The organism is Streptomyces sp. NPDC088354 (genome assembly GCF_044753585.1).
Lineage (GTDB): Bacteria > Actinomycetota > Actinomycetes > Streptomycetales > Streptomycetaceae > Actinacidiphila.
Window position 1 is genome coordinate 14,163 of record NZ_JBIVNJ010000024.1, and the last position, 15,372, is coordinate 29,534.

General features: G+C 71.6%; 16 protein-coding genes. 8 read left to right on the forward strand and 8 right to left on the reverse strand.

Annotation, left to right across the window (positions count from 1 at the left end; translation table 11 throughout):
- Nucleotides 1-60 precede the first annotated feature (60 nt).
- Nucleotides 61-267, reverse strand: a complete 207-nt coding sequence (locus ACIP98_RS28260; protein ID WP_401978579.1) for a DUF5999 family protein — start codon at nt 265-267, stop codon at nt 61-63.
- A gap of 251 nt (nt 268-518) precedes the next feature.
- Nucleotides 519-1,148: a hypothetical protein gene (locus ACIP98_RS28265; RefSeq protein WP_319663098.1), complete on the reverse strand. Its 630-nt coding sequence runs from the start codon at nt 1,146-1,148 to the stop codon at nt 519-521.
- A 543-nt stretch (nt 1,149-1,691) separates the two neighbouring features.
- On the opposite strand from ACIP98_RS28265, the gene ACIP98_RS28270 reads away from it, so the two are divergent.
- The gene (locus tag ACIP98_RS28270; RefSeq protein WP_319663099.1) at nt 1,692-3,188 is read left to right on the forward strand and encodes a glutamate--cysteine ligase; all 1,497 of its coding nucleotides are present in this window, start codon (nt 1,692-1,694) and stop codon (nt 3,186-3,188) included.
- Between the two features lie 41 nt (nt 3,189-3,229).
- Entirely contained in the window at nt 3,230-4,057 is an 828-nt protein-coding gene (locus tag ACIP98_RS28275) for a CPBP family intramembrane glutamic endopeptidase (protein WP_319663101.1), read from the forward strand.
- 12 nt (nt 4,058-4,069) lie between these two features.
- Here the strand turns inward: ACIP98_RS28275 and ACIP98_RS28280 are convergent, their stop codons facing one another.
- The gene (locus ACIP98_RS28280) at nt 4,070-4,900 is read right to left on the reverse strand and encodes a PhzF family phenazine biosynthesis protein (RefSeq protein ID WP_319663102.1); all 831 of its coding nucleotides are present in this window, start codon (nt 4,898-4,900) and stop codon (nt 4,070-4,072) included.
- A gap of 339 nt (nt 4,901-5,239) precedes the next feature.
- Here ACIP98_RS28280 and ACIP98_RS28285 point away from each other — a divergent pair, with 339 nt between their 5' ends.
- Nucleotides 5,240-5,395 (forward strand): DUF6131 family protein, encoded by a 156-nt coding sequence (locus tag ACIP98_RS28285; RefSeq protein ID WP_319663103.1) that lies wholly within the window; start codon nt 5,240-5,242, stop codon nt 5,393-5,395.
- A gap of 74 nt (nt 5,396-5,469) precedes the next feature.
- On the opposite strand, the gene ACIP98_RS28290 is transcribed toward ACIP98_RS28285, so the two are convergent.
- A complete protein-coding gene (locus ACIP98_RS28290; protein ID WP_319663104.1) occupies nt 5,470-5,880 on the reverse strand; it encodes a Fur family transcriptional regulator in 411 nt (136 codons plus the stop codon).
- Between the two features lie 413 nt (nt 5,881-6,293).
- Here ACIP98_RS28290 and katG point away from each other — a divergent pair, with 413 nt between their 5' ends.
- A complete protein-coding gene (gene katG, locus ACIP98_RS28295; RefSeq protein ID WP_319663105.1) occupies nt 6,294-8,525 on the forward strand; it encodes a catalase/peroxidase HPI in 2,232 nt (743 codons plus the stop codon).
- A gap of 195 nt (nt 8,526-8,720) precedes the next feature.
- A complete protein-coding gene (locus ACIP98_RS28300) occupies nt 8,721-9,059 on the forward strand; it encodes a hypothetical protein (protein WP_401978582.1) in 339 nt (112 codons plus the stop codon).
- A gap of 30 nt (nt 9,060-9,089) precedes the next feature.
- Here the strand turns inward: ACIP98_RS28300 and ACIP98_RS28305 are convergent, their stop codons facing one another.
- The gene (locus tag ACIP98_RS28305) at nt 9,090-10,109 is read right to left on the reverse strand and encodes an aldo/keto reductase (RefSeq protein WP_319663107.1); all 1,020 of its coding nucleotides are present in this window, start codon (nt 10,107-10,109) and stop codon (nt 9,090-9,092) included.
- 135 nt (nt 10,110-10,244) lie between these two features.
- Here ACIP98_RS28305 and ACIP98_RS28310 point away from each other — a divergent pair, with 135 nt between their 5' ends.
- The 3 genes from ACIP98_RS28310 (at nt 10,245) to ACIP98_RS28320 (ending at nt 12,524) form a co-directional block, all read left to right on the forward strand.
- On the forward strand, nt 10,245-10,853 hold the full coding sequence (locus ACIP98_RS28310; protein ID WP_319663108.1) for a TetR/AcrR family transcriptional regulator: 609 nt from the start codon (nt 10,245-10,247) through the stop codon (nt 10,851-10,853).
- Nucleotides 10,854-10,962: 109 nt separating this feature from the next.
- Complete coding sequence (locus ACIP98_RS28315; protein WP_319663109.1) at nt 10,963-11,370, forward strand: YciI family protein; 408 nt, start codon at nt 10,963-10,965, stop codon at nt 11,368-11,370.
- An 8-nt stretch (nt 11,371-11,378) separates the two neighbouring features.
- Nucleotides 11,379-12,524: a DUF6596 domain-containing protein gene (locus ACIP98_RS28320; RefSeq protein ID WP_319663262.1), complete on the forward strand. Its 1,146-nt coding sequence runs from the start codon at nt 11,379-11,381 to the stop codon at nt 12,522-12,524.
- Between the two features lie 42 nt (nt 12,525-12,566).
- Here ACIP98_RS28320 and ACIP98_RS28325 read toward each other — a convergent pair whose 3' ends face one another.
- The 3 genes from ACIP98_RS28325 to ACIP98_RS28335 are packed head-to-tail and all read right to left on the reverse strand — an operon-like array spanning nt 12,567 to nt 15,360.
- Nucleotides 12,567-13,160, reverse strand: coding sequence for a hypothetical protein (locus ACIP98_RS28325; protein WP_401978585.1), 594 nt, complete (start codon nt 13,158-13,160; stop codon nt 12,567-12,569).
- Nucleotides 13,157-14,674: a HAMP domain-containing sensor histidine kinase gene (locus tag ACIP98_RS28330; RefSeq protein WP_319663111.1), complete on the reverse strand. Its 1,518-nt coding sequence runs from the start codon at nt 14,672-14,674 to the stop codon at nt 13,157-13,159. Before ACIP98_RS28330 ends, ACIP98_RS28325 begins: the two co-directional genes overlap by 4 nt.
- The gene (locus tag ACIP98_RS28335; RefSeq protein WP_319663112.1) at nt 14,671-15,360 is read right to left on the reverse strand and encodes a response regulator transcription factor; all 690 of its coding nucleotides are present in this window, start codon (nt 15,358-15,360) and stop codon (nt 14,671-14,673) included. The genes ACIP98_RS28330 and ACIP98_RS28335 overlap by 4 nt, the downstream gene beginning before the upstream one ends.
- Nucleotides 15,361-15,372: the final 12 nt, after the last annotated feature.

The window sequence follows — 15,372 nt, forward strand, 5'->3', positions numbered from 1 at the left end:
GGTCGGCCCCTTGTCGTTTCCGCGTCCTCCGCGGCGGCTCCGCGTCGGCGGTGCCGCGGGTCATGCGGCCGTGACGACGTGCTCGCTGCCGAGCGGGCGGTGGGGGGCGATGATCTGTCCGTCGGGGAGCAGTTCGCCGGTGTCCTCGAAGAGCAGGACGCCGTTGCACAGCAGGCTCCACCCCTGCTCGGGGTGGCTGGCGACGATGTGCGCGGCCTCGCGGTCGGAGTGGGCGGCGGACGGGCAATGCGGCTGGTGCGGGCACATGGACGAAGTCTTTCGCTGCGAGTGGTGTGACATACGGCTTGATTGGGTAGGAACCTCAGTCATGGCCGTTCCCCCGTTCAGTCGGTCGGTCCCAGTGTTGCTCTACTGACGGTTTTCCGCAGGGATTTCGCGCGAGCTGTCCTCGATAGTTGGTGACGCTTTCACTCTGGCGGGCGGTTGCCCGGACAATGCAACGCCTCCGTGACCGGTCGGTCACGGAGGCGTACGAGCACCACCCCGGGAAGGAAGCGTCAAGCGGTGGTGCCGAGCAGAGGCGGGGGCGCCAGCCGCAGGGTGAGCACGGGCACCAGGTCGGTGAGCCGGTGCACGCGGTGGGCGGCGATCCCGGGAGGCGCCGGCGCGAGGGGGATCAGCAGGTCCGTGGCGGCCGGTTGGGCCGTTCCGGCGTCGGCACCGGTGTCACCGTGCAGCCACAGGGTCAGCATGTACAGGCCCGGCACCGAGAGCAGGTGCGGCTGGTAGGACGCGGCCAGGGCATCGGCCTGGAGCAACGCGCGCTCGGTCGAGGCCAGGTACGGGCCCTCGCAGAAGTGCGAGAACGCCCATCCGTCCGGCGTGTGGACGGTCTCCCCGGCGGCGACCACCCGGCCCCGGCCCTCCGGCGGCGGGACCGCCGCCTCGCTCCGCTCGCCCGAGTGGATGTGGAAGCGCCAGCCGGTCAGCCGTGCCCTCGGCAGCCCTCCGGAACCGGCGATCACGGGGTCGAGCACGTGCAAAGGCAGCGGGTGCTCGGCGACGAGCAGCCCGGTCGCGGAACGCAGAGAGGGCGTGCGGGCCTCGCGGACGGCGGTGGGCGAGCTGAGTGCGGCGAGAACGCTCCGCAGAGCGGGCGCGGGGGCTGGAGCTACCTGCAGCGGCATGGTGGGCGGCCTCTCATGGGGAGACACGGGTGCTCGATGGGGTGCTAACAGCGCTGTCAGCGGTGAAACAGCAGGCCAGGGCAGGCCCTGCACAAGGGGCGCCGGTGGGTGGCGGCGTGCGGAATCAGCGGGGGCATGCGGATCCCTTTCCCATGGCCGGAGCGTCGCGGGCGCGCGGCGGATCGCGGAGGCTCTGCCTGTGAACAGAGGATATACGAGGTGTGTTCGGGCAGTGTTTCACCTAGCCGTCAGCGATATTAACCGCAAGGCGGATCCAGGTCACCCTGAACGGCCGAATGATCCGCATTCGAACCGTCTCCCGCCCGACGAGCTGCGCATTTTCCGTCGGCACGGACGGCCGAATCTCGTCGGCGTTTTTCACGAGGGCCCGGCCGATGGCAAGTGAATTATGTTCCATGCCATGGGAATGTGCCGGAAGACGGTGCTGCCGCCAGCTTACCGGGTCGCGTGCGTCACAGGGGGCGTTATCGATCTCAACCCTGGGCATGATGTGATCACGGCCCACGCGAGGAGGGACCTTCGATGGGGGAAAAGGTCGCAGCCACCGGGTTCGACCTCTCCGACCGCCAGCGCTACCGCAGGAAGCTGAAGCAGTGCCTGCTGGGGCTGGAGCGGTTGCTGGAGGAGAAGCGGTTCGACCGTCCCCGAAATCTCATGGGGCTGGAGATCGAACTCAATCTGACGGACCGCGACGGCCTGCCGCGCATGATGAACGAGGAAGTGCTCGAGCGCATCGCGAGCCGTGATTTCCAGACCGAGCTCGCACAGTTCAACATCGAAGTGAACATCGCTCCGCACCGGCTTTCCGGACGTGTGCTGGACCGCCTGGCCGAAGAGTTGCGCATGGCACTGGGATATGCCGACAGAAAAGCCCGGGAGGTCGGCGCCCAGATCGTGATGGTGGGAATCCTGCCCACCCTCGGCGCGCAGGACCTGGTGGGCGCCAATCTCTCCCGCGTCGACCGCTACACCCTGCTCAACGACCGCATCCTGGCCGCCCGCGGCGAGGACATCACGCTCGACATCGCCGGCGTGGAACGTCTGACGAGCACGTCCGGCTCCATCGCGCCCGAGGCGGCGTGCACCTCGATGCAGATGCACCTGCAGGTCACCCCGGCCCGCTTCGCCGCGGTCTGGAACGCCGCGCAGGTGGTGGCCGGCCCGCAGGTCGCGCTGGGCGCCAACTCCCCGTTCCTGTTCGGCCGGGAGCTGTGGCGGGAGACCCGCCCGACGCTCTTCCAGCAGGCGACGGACACCCGTCCCGAGGAGCACCGCGCCCAGGGCGTACGTCCGTTGACCTGGTTCGGCGAGCGCTGGATCGACTCCGCCTACGATCTGTTCGCCGAGAACGTGCGCTACTTCCCCTCCCTGCTGCCGATCTGCGAGGACGAGGACCCGCTGCACGTCCTGGACGAGGGCGGGGTGCCGCAGTTGAAGGAACTCACCCTGCACAACGGCACGATCTACCGCTGGAACCGCCCGGTCTACGCGGTCGTCGACGGCGTCCCCCATCTGCGGGTGGAGAACCGGGTGATGCCCGCCGGCCCGACCGTCGCCGACGTGGTCGCCAACACCGCCTTCTACTACGGCCTGGTGCGGGCCCTCGCGGAGGCGCCGCGCCCGGTCTGGACACGGCTGCCGTTCGCCGCCGCCGCGTCCAACTTCGACGAGGCCTGCCGCCACGGCATCGAGGCGGTACTGCGCTGGCCCAGGTCGTCGCGCGGCAGCGGGACGATCGAGGTGCCCGTCGTCGAACTCGTCCGGGAGGAACTGCTGCCGATGGCCGCCGCCGGCCTGGACGGCTGGGGTATCGACCCGGTGGACCGGGACCACTACCTCGGGATCATCGAGGGCCGCTGCCGCCGGCGTACCAACGGCGCCGAGTGGCAGGCCGCCGTCTTCCACCGGGAACTGGACCGAGGACTGGACCGGCAGCGCGCGCTGGCCGCGATGACCGTGCGCTACTGCGAGCTGATGCAGGACGGGGCGCCCGTCCACGAGTGGCCCGTGGAACCCTGAGGCCGCCCCGCACGCGTCGCCCGACGGGCCGATGAGGCAGGATGGCGCGCGTGGAGGGCTCTGTGGACGGCAGAACGATCGACGCGGGCGGCGCCGGGAGCGGCGGCGCCCGCGGACTGGAGCGGCGCACGCTGCGCAGTGAGACCTTGCTGGTGCTCGCGCTGTCGCTCGGCGCCAGCGCGCTCTCGGCGCTGATCAGCTTCATCGGCTCCGTGACCAAACCCGGCGGGCTGAAGGACCAGGCGGCCACCTTGGTGGGCACGCAGGCGCCGGGGCGGCCGTGGCTGGACCTGGCCTGGCAGCTGTTCGGCGTCGCCACCGCGCTGGTCCCGGTGGCCCTCGTGGCCCACCTGCTGGCGCGGGAGGGGACGGGCATGCCGGTGATCGGGTTCGACCTGCGGCGACCGCGTTCCGACGTGCTGCGCGGGGCGGCCGTCGCGGCCGTCATCGGTGGCACGGGGCTGCTGTTCTACCTGGGCGCCCGGGCCTCGGGGGCCAACCTGACGGTCGTGCCGGAGTCCCTGCCGGACGTGTGGTGGAAGATCCCCGTCCTCATCGCCTCCGCGATCCAGAACGCCGTGCTCGAAGAAGTGATCGTCGTCGGCTATCTGCTGCGCCGGCTCGGCCAGTTGGGCTGGACGCCGATGGGGGCGCTGGTCGCGAGCAGCGTGCTGCGCGGCTCGTACCACCTGTACCAGGGCATCGGCGGACTGCTCGGCAACATGGCGATGGGCGTCGTGTTCGTGCTGCTCTACCGCCGATGGGGGCGGGTGGGACCGCTGGTGGCGGCCCACTCGCTCATCGACATCGTGGCGTTCGTCGGGTACGCGGTGCTGGCGGGCAAGGTCGGCTGGCTCCCCACCGCGTGAGCGCGCGGTGGGTCAGGGGCGCGCGTGCAGCTCGCCGTCGACCACCGTCACCGCCCGGCCGGTGAGCAGCACGCGGTCGCCCCGGAGCGCCGTTCGTACCCGTCCGCCGCGGGCGGAGGCCTGCAGTCCGGTCAGCTCGTCGCGGCCCAGCCGGGCCGCCCAGAACGGGGCGAGGGCGGTGTGGGCGCTGCCCGTGACCGGGTCCTCGGGGATACCGAGGGCGGGGAAGAAGCACCGCGAGACGAAGTCGTACCCCTCGGTGTCGGGCGACTCGGCCCGCGCCGTGACGATCAGGCCCCGCCCCGACGGCAGCGCGGCGACCTTCGCCGGGTCCGGGGTGAGGGCCCGGACCGTCTTCTCGTCGGCCACCTCGACCAGCAGGTCGCCCACGTCCTCACCGGTCCCGAGGGCCGACAGGACCTCGGCGCCGATCGCCGGGGCGACGCCCGCGGGCACCTCGACCGGCGTCAGCGGCGCGGTCGGGAAGTCCATCGTGGTCGTGCCGTCCGCCCCCGTGGTCGTCGTCAGCACCCCGCACCGGGCGCTGAACCGCACGGTGCCGGAGGCCGCCCCGCTGGTGTGCAGGGCGTGGGCCGTCGCCAGTGTGGCGTGCCCGCACATGTTCACCTCGGCCGCCGGGGTGAACCAGCGCAGCGCCCAGTCGGCGTCGGGGGCTCCGGGCGTGGGGTGCGCGAAGGCGGTCTCGGAGAGGTTCAGCTCCGCGGCGACGGACTGGAGCCACGCGTCCGCGGGGAAGGCGTCCGCGTCGGGCAGCAGCAGCACGCCGGCGGGATTGCCCGCGAAGGGCAGGTCGGTGAAGGCGTCGACGATTCGAATCCGCATGAGCGTGAGCCTAGGCGGAGTGTGAAGCCGCAGCCCAGGGCCAATCCGGCGGCCGTGGACCCGGGGACCGCCGACGCGCTCCGCACCAGTGGCCCTCGGGAAGTATCCGCATCGGAAAAAGGGATGATCCGCACGAAGGGGGGTAGCCGCCCGATAGGAACAAAATGTGGTGAATGAGGTGATTTCGATGACCGCACGGTCGCGCAGCACGCCGGAACGGCGGGACAGGCACCTCGTGGAGGTGCACAGGAGTCGGGCGAATGCCGGTGGCGCCAGGGAGCGAACGCCGATCGCGCCGTGCGGAACCGGGCGTCGTGACATCGACCAACGGAGGGCATCATGATCGTACTCGGCGTCATCCTGCTGATCGTCGGGTTCCTGCTGGGAATCTCGATCCTGTGGACCATCGGGATCATCCTCGTGGTCATCGGGCTCGTGCTCTGGGTGATGGGAGCCCTGGGCCACGCCATCGGCGGCCGTCGCCACTACTACTAGGCGACCCGGCGAGAAACGCGAACGGCGCGCCATGGGCGCGCCGTTCGGCCTGAGCGGGGCTCACATCGGTCCGGCTAGGCGCAGGACGGGCAGAGTCCGCGGTAGGTGACCTCGACGTCGGACACCGTGAAGCCGAACCGTTCCTCCGCGGGCAGGTCGGCCAGTGGGTCGCCGGTCGGGTGGACGTCGCGGACGGTGCCGCAGTGGGAGCACACCAGGTGCTGGTGCGGCCGGTGCGCATTCGGGTCGTACCGCTTGGCGCGGCCGTCCGTGGCGACCTCTATCACCTCGCCGAGCGAGACCAGTTCGCCCAGGGTGTTGTACACGGTCGCCCGGGAGATCTCCGGCAGCCGCTGCGCCGCGCGGGCGTGCACCTCGTCGGCCGTGAGGTGCACGTGGTCGCCGTCGAGGACCTCGGCAACGACACGCCGCTGGGAGGTCATCCGCCAGCCGCGTCCTCGCAGTCGCTCCAGCAGGTCACTCATGTCGGTTCACCTGTTCAGGTTCGTTGGGATACCCGAAATTTACCAGGGGGCGTCCTGGTGCCGGTGCGAACGGCGTTGGGGTTGGCACGCTTCTTGACTTGGACTGCGTCCATCGTAGGATCGGTTCCGGCAATAGCCAAGGGACTGGAAGCCTCCAGCACGGCAGGAGACAGGGACGTGACGGGATCACCGCAGGCGAACCGCGCGGTGCCGGCCCGGGCGTGCCCTCCCGGCTCCGGAGCGGGCCCTGTTGTCCTGCCGAGCCGTGGCTGAGGGCGTCTTTGTGCTCGTCGCGTCGCGTCCCGTACGCCGCGACCGGCCCCGGTCGTTCGACCGGCGAGGCCCCCTGCCCCCGCTGTCCTGCCGCCCGCAGTGCCTGAGCACCGTGATCCGCCTGGTCCGGAAGGATTCCCATGTCTGAGAACCATGACGCCATCGTCGTCGACGCCAAGACGGAGGGCGGAGGTGGCTGCCCCGTCGCCCACGGGCGTGCGCCGCACCCGACGCAGGGCGGCGGCAACCGCCAGTGGTGGCCGGAGCGGCTCAACCTGAAGATCCTCGCCAAGAACCCCGCCGTGGCCAACCCCCTCGGCGGCGACTTCGACTACGCCGCGGCGTTCCAGAGCCTGGACCTTCCCGCGGTGAAGCGCGACATCGCCGAGGTCCTGACGACCTCGCAGGACTGGTGGCCCGCCGACTTCGGCCACTACGGCCCGTTCATCATCCGCATGGCGTGGCACAGCGCGGGCACCTACCGCATCAGCGACGGCCGCGGTGGAGCCGGTGCCGGGCAGCAGCGCTTCGCGCCCCTCAACAGCTGGCCGGACAACGGCAACCTCGACAAGGCCCGCCGCCTGCTGTGGCCGGTCAAGAAGAAGTACGGCCAGAACCTCTCGTGGGCCGACCTGATGATCCTCGCGGGCAACGTCGCCCTGGAGTCGATGGGCTTCGAGACCTTCGGCTTCGCCGGCGGCCGCGCGGACGTCTGGGAGCCCGACGAGGACGTCTACTGGGGCCCCGAGACCACGTGGCTCGGCGACGAGCGCTACACCGGCGACCGTGAGCTGGAGAACCCCCTCGGCGCGGTGCAGATGGGCCTGATCTACGTCAACCCCGAGGGCCCCAACGGCACTCCGGACCCGCTCGCCGCGGCCCGCGACATCCGTGAGACCTTCCGCCGGATGGCGATGAACGACGAGGAGACCGTCGCCCTGATCGCGGGCGGTCACACCTTCGGCAAGACCCACGGCGCGGGCCCGGCCGACAGCGTCGGCGCCGACCCCGAGGCCGCCTCGATCGAGGAGCAGGGCCTCGGCTGGAAGAACAGCTTCGGCACCGGCAAGGGTGGTGACGCGATCACCAGCGGTCTCGAGGGCATCTGGACCAACACCCCGATCACCTGGGACAACAGCTTCTTCGAGATCCTCTTCGGCTACGAGTGGGAGCTGTTCCAGAGCCCCGCGGGCGCCCACCAGTGGCGGCCGAAGGACGGAGCCGGCGCGGGCACCGTCCCCGACGCCCACGACGCGTCGAAGACCCACGCCCCGACGATGCTGACCACCGACCTGTCGCTGCGCGTCGACCCGGCCTACGAGCAGATCTCGCGCCGCTTCCTGGAGAACCCCGCCGAGTTCGCGGACGCCTTCGCCCGCGCCTGGTTCAAGCTGACGCACCGTGACATGGGCCCGGTCGTCCGCTACCTCGGCCCCGAGGTCCCCAGTGAGACCCTGCTGTGGCAGGACCCGCTGCCCGCCGCGACCCACGGCCTCGTCGACGCCGCGGACGTCGCCGCCCTCAAGAGCCTGGTGCTCGACTCGGGCCTGTCGGTCTCCCAGCTGGTGTCCACCGCGTGGGCGTCGGCCTCGTCCTTCCGCGGCAGCGACAAGCGCGGCGGTGCCAACGGCGCACGCATCCGCCTGCAGCCGCAGAGCGGCTGGGAGGTCAACGAGCCCGACGAGCTCGCGACGGTCCTGCGCACTCTGGAGGGCGTCCAGCAGTCCTTCAACGCCGGCCGGACCGACGGCAAGGGGATCTCGTTCGCCGACCTGATCGTCCTCGCCGGCGGTGTGGGCGTCGAGCAGGCCGCCAAGGAGGCGGGCTTCGCCGTCGAGGTCCCCTTCACGCCGGGGCGTGTGGACGCCGCCCAGGAGCAGACCGACACGGAGTCGTTCGCCGCTCTGGAGCCGAAGGCCGACGGCTTCCGCAACTACCTCGGCAAGGGCAACCGGCTGCCCGCCGAGTACCTGCTGATCGACCGGGCCAACCTGCTGACCCTGAGCGCCCCCGAGCTGACCGTCCTGGTCGGCGGCCTGCGCGTCCTGGGCGCCAACTACCAGCAGTCCTCCCTCGGTGTCCTCACCACGACCCCCGGGTCGCTGACCAACGACTTCTTCGTCAACCTGCTCGACATGGGCACGGTGTGGAAGGCGACGTCGGAGGACGCGAACACCTTCGAGGGCCGCGACTCCGCCACGGGCGAGGTCAAGTGGACGGGCAGCCGCGCCGACCTGGTCTTCGGATCGAACTCCGAGCTGCGCGCGCTGGCGGAGGTCTACGCGAGCGACGACGCGAAGGAGAAGTTCGTGGGCGACTTCGTCGCGGCGTGGGTCAAGGTCATGGAGCTCGACCGGTTCGACCTCGTCTGACCCCCACTCCGACGTCCGACGTCCGATTCTGAAGTCAGGCGTCAGGCGTCCCACGTCCCGGCGTGCGGGGCGGGCCCCCCCGGGCCGGCCCCCCCCCGGGGGGGGGGGGGGGCCGCCCCCCGCCCCCCCCCCCCCACGCCGGTGGCGTGTAGGGAGCCCGCCCGCTCCCGGAGCGCCGTGGATACGCTGGGCCTCATGGGGCCTTTCCTGCCGTACCTGCTCCTCGTGGTCTGCCTGGCCGCGGTCATGGGGCTCTTCATGTGGCTGGCGACGGTGATCAGCCGCCGGGGCGTCGCCGGTTCGGCCGTCCGGGCGGCCATGGCCTCCTACGAGGAGGCGTTCCAGGTGACGGCGCACGACGCGCACTACGAGATCCAGGCGCAGGCGGAGCGCAAGGTGCCCGCGATGTCGCCGGACGATCCATGGCGGTCCGGGCGGCCGGGGCGGCGCGACGCCGGGACTTCTCGCCGCGTACCGCCGAAGCGGCGGCTCCGTCGGCGGTCGGGCGGCCTGTGGAGAGCCCGCCGGCGGTGACGCCGCGCGCCGCCTTGCCTGCCCGGGCGGTCAGCGGCGCCGCAGCGACGCGTCGAGCAGGGCCGGCGGGGTGTCGAACTTCTCGTGCGGGGCGAGGTCGACGCCGGGCGGCACGATCGCGTCGATCGCGTCGAGCACGTCGGCCGGGAGCACGGTGTCCGCGGCGGCGAGCTGGGAGTGCAGGTGGTCCAGCGTGCGGGGCCCGATGATCGCGCTGGTCACGGCGGGGTGCGCGGTCACGAACCCGAGTGCGAGCTGGATCATCGTCAGACCGGCCGCGTCGGCGACCGCGGCCAGCCGCTCCACCGCGTCGAGCCGGGCACGGTTGGACGGCACGGTGAGGTCGAAACGCTGGGGGAGGAGCACCGAACGGCTGGTGGTGATCTCCCGGCCCTCACGGACCGCCCCCGACAGCCAGCCCGAGGCCAACGGGCTCCACGCCAGCACGCCGAGGCCGTACTCCTGCGTCACGGGCAGGACGTGGGCCTCGATGCCGCGCTGCAGGATCGAGTAGCTGGGCTGCTCCGTGACGTAACGGCTCAAGCGGTGCTCCCGGGCGGCCCACTGCGCCTGCACGAGACGGTGGGCCGGGAAGGTCGAGGAGCCGAAGTAGCGGATCTTCCCCGCGCGTTGCAGGTCGGTCAGGGCCGACAGCGTCTCCTCGTCGCTGGTGGTCGGGTCCCACCGGTGGATCTGGTAGAGATCGACGTGGTCGACGCCGAGGCGGCGCAGGCTGTTGTCGAGCTCGGTGACCAGCCAGCGGCGTGAACTGCCCCGGTGGTTGCGCTCGTCGCCCATCGGCATGGCCGCCTTCGTGGCCAGCACGATGTCGTCCCGGCGGCCGGCGATGGCCTTGCCGACCATCTCCTCCGACTGGCCGTCGCTGTACATGTCGGCGGTGTCGATGACGTTGATGCCGCCCTCAAGGGCGGCGTCGACGATCGCGGTGGCCTCGTCCTGTGTGGTGCGTCCGATCGCGCCGAAGTTCATCGCGCCGAGCGCGAGCGAGCCGACCTGCACACCGGTGCGGCCCAAGGTGCGGTACTGCATGACCGTGTCTCCTCTGGAGCGGCTTGGTTGTGGGCCCCCCGCTCTGACATCATGAGCAAGCGGAACCCGGTTCCGTTAACGATACGGAACCGAGTTCCGTTTAGCAATCACGAGTGGGAGCGGAAGGACGCCGCGGTGCACGACGACGACGAGGGCCCGGGGCGCACGGCCCGGCCCAAGCGGGCGGATGCCCGGCGCAACAAGGAGACGCTGCTCGACGCGGCCGCCGCGATCTTCGTCACGGCGGGCGTCGAAGCGCCGGTGCGCGACATCGCGGCCAGGGCCGGAGTCGGGACGGGCACGATCTACCGCCACTTCCCCACCCGGGCCGATCTCATCGTCGCCGTCTACCGGCATCAGGTGGAGGCCTGCGCCGAGGCCGGTCCGGCCCTGCTCGCGGCCGGTACGGCCCCGTACGCCGCGCTGGCGCAGTGGATCGATCTCTTTGTCGACTTCCTGGTCACCAAGCACGGCCTCGCCGCCGTGCTGCAGTCCGACAACACCGACTTCCAGACCCTGCACGCGTACTTCCTCGACCGGCTCGTGCCCGTGTGCACCCGGCTGGTCGACGCCGCGGCCGCCACCGGCGAGATCCGCACCGACGTGGACGCCTACCAGCTCATGCGCGGTGTCGGGAACCTGTGCATCGGCGCGGAGAACGATCCCCGCTACCACCCGCGCCTGCTGGTCGGGCTTCTCGTCGCCGGACTGCGGCTGCCGCAACCGCGGCCAACGGGGCAGTGAGGCCGCGCGGCTGCTTCTCCGCCGGTCCCGTGTCGAGAATCCGCGGCCGGTTCCGTCCCAGCGGCGAACGCGGCCACAATGGGTCGCACCAGTACCGAGGAGAACCACGATGGCCAAGTACCTGCTGCTCAAGCACTACCGGGGCGCCCCGGCCTCGGTCAACGACGTGCGCATGGACCAGTGGACGCCGGAGGAGATCTCGGCACACGTGCAGTACATGAACGACTTCGCGGCCCGGCTCGTGAAGTCCGGTGAGTACGTCGACGGCCAGGCCCTCGCCCCCGAGGGGACCTGGGTGCGGTACGACGGCGAGGGGCGCCCGCCGGTCACCGACGGCCCCTTCGCCGAGACCAAGGACCTGATCGCCGGCTGGACGGTGATCGACGTCGACAGCCACGAGCGCGCCGTCGAACTGGCCGGGGAACTGTCCGCCGCCCCGGGAGCGGGGGGCGAGCCGATCCACGAATGGCTGGAGCTGCGCCCGTTCCTCGGCTCGCACTGCACCATCACGGAGTGACCTCGTCGATGCACGAGGCCCCGGTCCGGAGCCTCACGCCGAGCGTCCTCGCCGTCCTCGTCCGCCGCGGAGCCGACTTCGCGGCGGCCGAGGACGCCGTGCAGGACGCACTGGTCGAGGCGGTCCGCGTCTGGCCGGCCGACCCGCCGCGGGACGCGAAGGGCTGGCTGGTCACCGTGGCCTGGCGCAAGTTCCTCGACGCCACCCGCTCGGATGCCGCCCGCCGCCGGCGTGAGGACCTCGTCGGCGACGAGCCGGCACCCGGGCCCGCCCCCGCGGCGGACGACACCCTCCAGCTGTACTTCCTGTGCGCCCACCCCTCGCTGACGCCGTCGTCCGCCGTGGCGCTCACGCTGCGCGCCGTGGGCGGGCTCACCACCCGCCAGATCGCCCGGGCCTACCTGGTGCCCGAGGCGACCATGGCGCAGCGGATCAGCCGGGCCAAGCGCACCGTCTCCGGCGTGCGCCTCGATCAGCCCGGCGACGTCGCCACCGTGCTGCGCGTCCTGTACCTGGTCTTCAACGAGGGCTACTCCGGCGACGTCGACCTCGCCGCGGAGGCGATCCGGCTGACCCGGCAGCTCGCCGCCGCGATCGACCACCCCGAAGTGGCGGGACTGCTCGCCCTGATGCTGCTCCACCACGCCCGGCGCGCCTCCCGGACCGCGTCCGACGGCAGCCTGGTGCCGCTCGCCGAGCAGGACCGCGGCCGGTGGGACACCGCGGCGATCGCCGAGGGTGTCGTGATCCTGCAGGCGGCCCTCGCCCGCGACCGGCTGGGCGAGTTCCAGGCCCAGGCCGCCATCGCGGCGCTCCACGCCGACGCGCGAACCGCCGGGGAGACCGACTGGGTGCAGATCGTCGAGTGGTACGACGAGCTCGTGCGCCTGACCGACAGCCCGGTCGTCCGGCTCAACCGCGCGGTCGCCGTCGGCGAGGCCGACGGACCGCGCGCCGGGCTGGCGGCGCTCGCGGCGCTGGACGACGTTCTGCCGCGCCACACCGCGGTGGCGGCCCATCTCCACGCGCGCGACGGCGACCTCGCGACGGCCGCACGGCTGTATGCCGAGGCGGCCCAGAAGGCGCCCAACCTCGCCGAGCGCGATCACCTGACTCGCCAGGCCGCGCGGCTCAACACCCTCAGGCGGCGCTGACGGAGCGAGGCCGGTCGCCTCGTGCGGGCGGGGCGGCGCCGCCTACTGCAGCGGACTGCCGGGACACGAGTCGCCCGACTGCGTCCTCGTCCATCCGCCGCCCAGCACGCGGACGCCCTTGAGCACGGAGGAGTGCTGCGCGTCGACCGATGGAGCCATCGCGCCGCCGCTCCCACCGGCGTCCGAGACGAGCGCCCCAGCCGGCGTGATCGCACGGGTCACGGTGCAGGCCAGCTGCCGCATGGCCAGGTGACTGAAGGGCGGGACGTCCCTGTCGAGGAGCTGCACGGACACGATGTCGTCCTCGCCGATCGCCACCTTGGGGGTCTCTCGCAGACGTGGCAGTTCGGTGGAAGCCGTCGCGGACTCGTATCCACTCGGTCCGTCGAACAGCGAGCTCAGGAGGCCGCCGATGTCCCTGGAGTCGCCGACCTTGCGCAGATAGGGCGCCAGTTCGCCCTTGCGCAGGAAGTAGAGGGGAACGACGGCCGGCGACGCGGGCTGCGCACCGGGGGAGAAGATACCGCTCGCCGCCGGGCCTGCCTGGATGACGCCGGACGGGGGGACACCGCACGCCGCCAGTGTGAGTGCGGCCGTGAGCCCGGTCAGCAGCGCGCAGGCGCGCGCGGCCTTCACCGGGCACCGCCCGCGATGTCGTCGGCGGCCGCGGAGTCGCGGTGCAGAGGGAGTTCGACGGTGAAGGCCGCCCCGCCCCAGGGAAGGTTGGCCGCGCTGATCCGGCCCCCGTGCAGGCGCACGTTCTCCGCCGTGATGGCCAGGCCCAGCCCGCTGCTCTCACTTCTGGTCCGTGTGGTGCTGGCCTTGTAGAAGCGCTCGAAGATGTGCGGCATGGCCTCCTCGGTGATCCCCGGCCCGCTGTCGGTCACCTCGATGACGGCCCATGCCACGCCCGTTCGCTCCTTCCTCACGTCCATGGTCAGCCGCACCGGAGGCGCCCCGTGCCGCAGCGCGTTGCCCACCAGGTTGGCCATGACGACGTCGAGCCTGCGCGGATCCACGCGCGCCCGGAGCACGCCTGGCGCGGGCAGGTAGGCCTCCACCTGGTCCTGCCATCCCCGGGAGGCGAGGGTGCGGCGTACGGACTCGGCCAAGTCGACCTCGTCCAGGTTGAGTTCGACCGCACCCGCGTCGAATCGGGAGATCTCCATCAGGTCCTCCACCAGCCCGCTCAGCCGGATGGTCCCCTCGCTGATGAGCCTTAGCGCGTCGCCGGTCTCCCGGTCGTGGCGCAGCGCGTTCTCGTCCAGCACGTCGGTCAGCGCCGACATCGCGGTCAGAGGGGTCCGCAGCTCATGGGAGACGTCCGCGGCGAAACGACGCGCCTGGGCCTCCAGGCGGCGCAGCTCCGCGACCGACTGCTCCAGCGCGGCCGCTGTGTCGTTGAAGGACTGCGAGAGGTCCGCCAGTTCATCGGAACCGTTGACGGCCAGCCGGACGTCGAGATGCCCCTCGGCCATCCGGCGCGTCGCCCGGCGCAACGCCCGCACGGGGCGGAGCACGCCGCTCGCGGCCAGCAGCGCCAGCACGACGGCCAGACACAGTGCCACCAGGGTGGCGCGCTCGATGCCGCTCACCATCGCCCTGACATAGCCCTGTTCGGTGTCCTGCGGCACCACCAGGTACATCACCACCCCCGAGAGCCGGGCCTCCTTGGCCCCGGCGGCGGTGTAGGTGACCGGCATGCCGACGACGAGAAAGGGCTGACCGTCGGCGCTCACCCGCTGGAACACCGCCGCACGGGTGGTCCGCACGGACCGGAGCAGCTCCGGACTCAGCCTGTCGAAGTCCGCGCTCGGCGCCCATGCGCGGGTGCCGCCGTACGTGGCCATGACCCGCCAGCCTTCCTGCTGGTGGGCGAAGAGCACCTGGTTGACCGCCACCTGCAGGGCGGACTGGTCGGGCGCCATGGGAGTGTAGGCGGCCACGTCGTCGACACTCTTGCGGAACTGCTGGATGACGGAGTCCTGGCTCTGCTGGAGCACCCCCGTCCGGGCCTCGCGGAAGGCGAGGGCGCCGGTGCTCAGGGCGCTGGCTACGGCCACCAGGGCGAAGGCGACCACCAGACGGGCGCGCAGTCCGCGCAACGGAAGGGGCACGCGTGCCAGGAGCGCCCGGAAGCGGGCGCTCACGGGGAGACGAACCGGTAGCCGAAGCCGCGGACGGTCTGGATGTACTGGGGATCCCCGCCCAGCTCGCCGACCTTGTTGCGCAGGCGCTTCACGCAGGCGTCCACGAGCCGTATGTCGCCGTGGTAGCTGTGCTCCCAGACCGCCTCCAGCAGTTGCTGGCGGCTGAACACCTGACCGGGCGAGGCCGACAGCGTCAGCAGCAGCCGGAGTTCGGAGGGGGCCAGCGCGACGGGTGCACCGCGGTGGGTCACCACGAGCCCGGCGCGGTCGATGACCAGCTCGCCGTGCGCCTCCGCCCTGGGCCGGACGCCGTCGGCGAACCCGGTGTCCTGCCGGCGGAGCACCGCCCGTATTCGTGCGTCGAGCACCCGTGCCTGCACGGGCTTGACCACGTAGTCGTCGGCGCCGGCCTCCAGCCCCACGACCACGTCGATGTCGTCCCCCTTGGCGGTCACCATGATGATCGGCACCTGGTCGCGGTTCCTGATCCGCCGGCACACGTCGAGGCCGGACATCCCGGGCAGCATGAGGTCGAGCACGACGACGTCCGGACGGAAGGGGCGGAGCTGTTCCAGCCCCGCCTCACCCGATGCGGCGGCGAAAACCTCGTGCCCCTGGTGCCGCAGCGCCAACTGGACGGCGTTACGGACATCTGGGTCGTCTTCGACAATAAGGACTCGCGACACGCCGACAGTGTA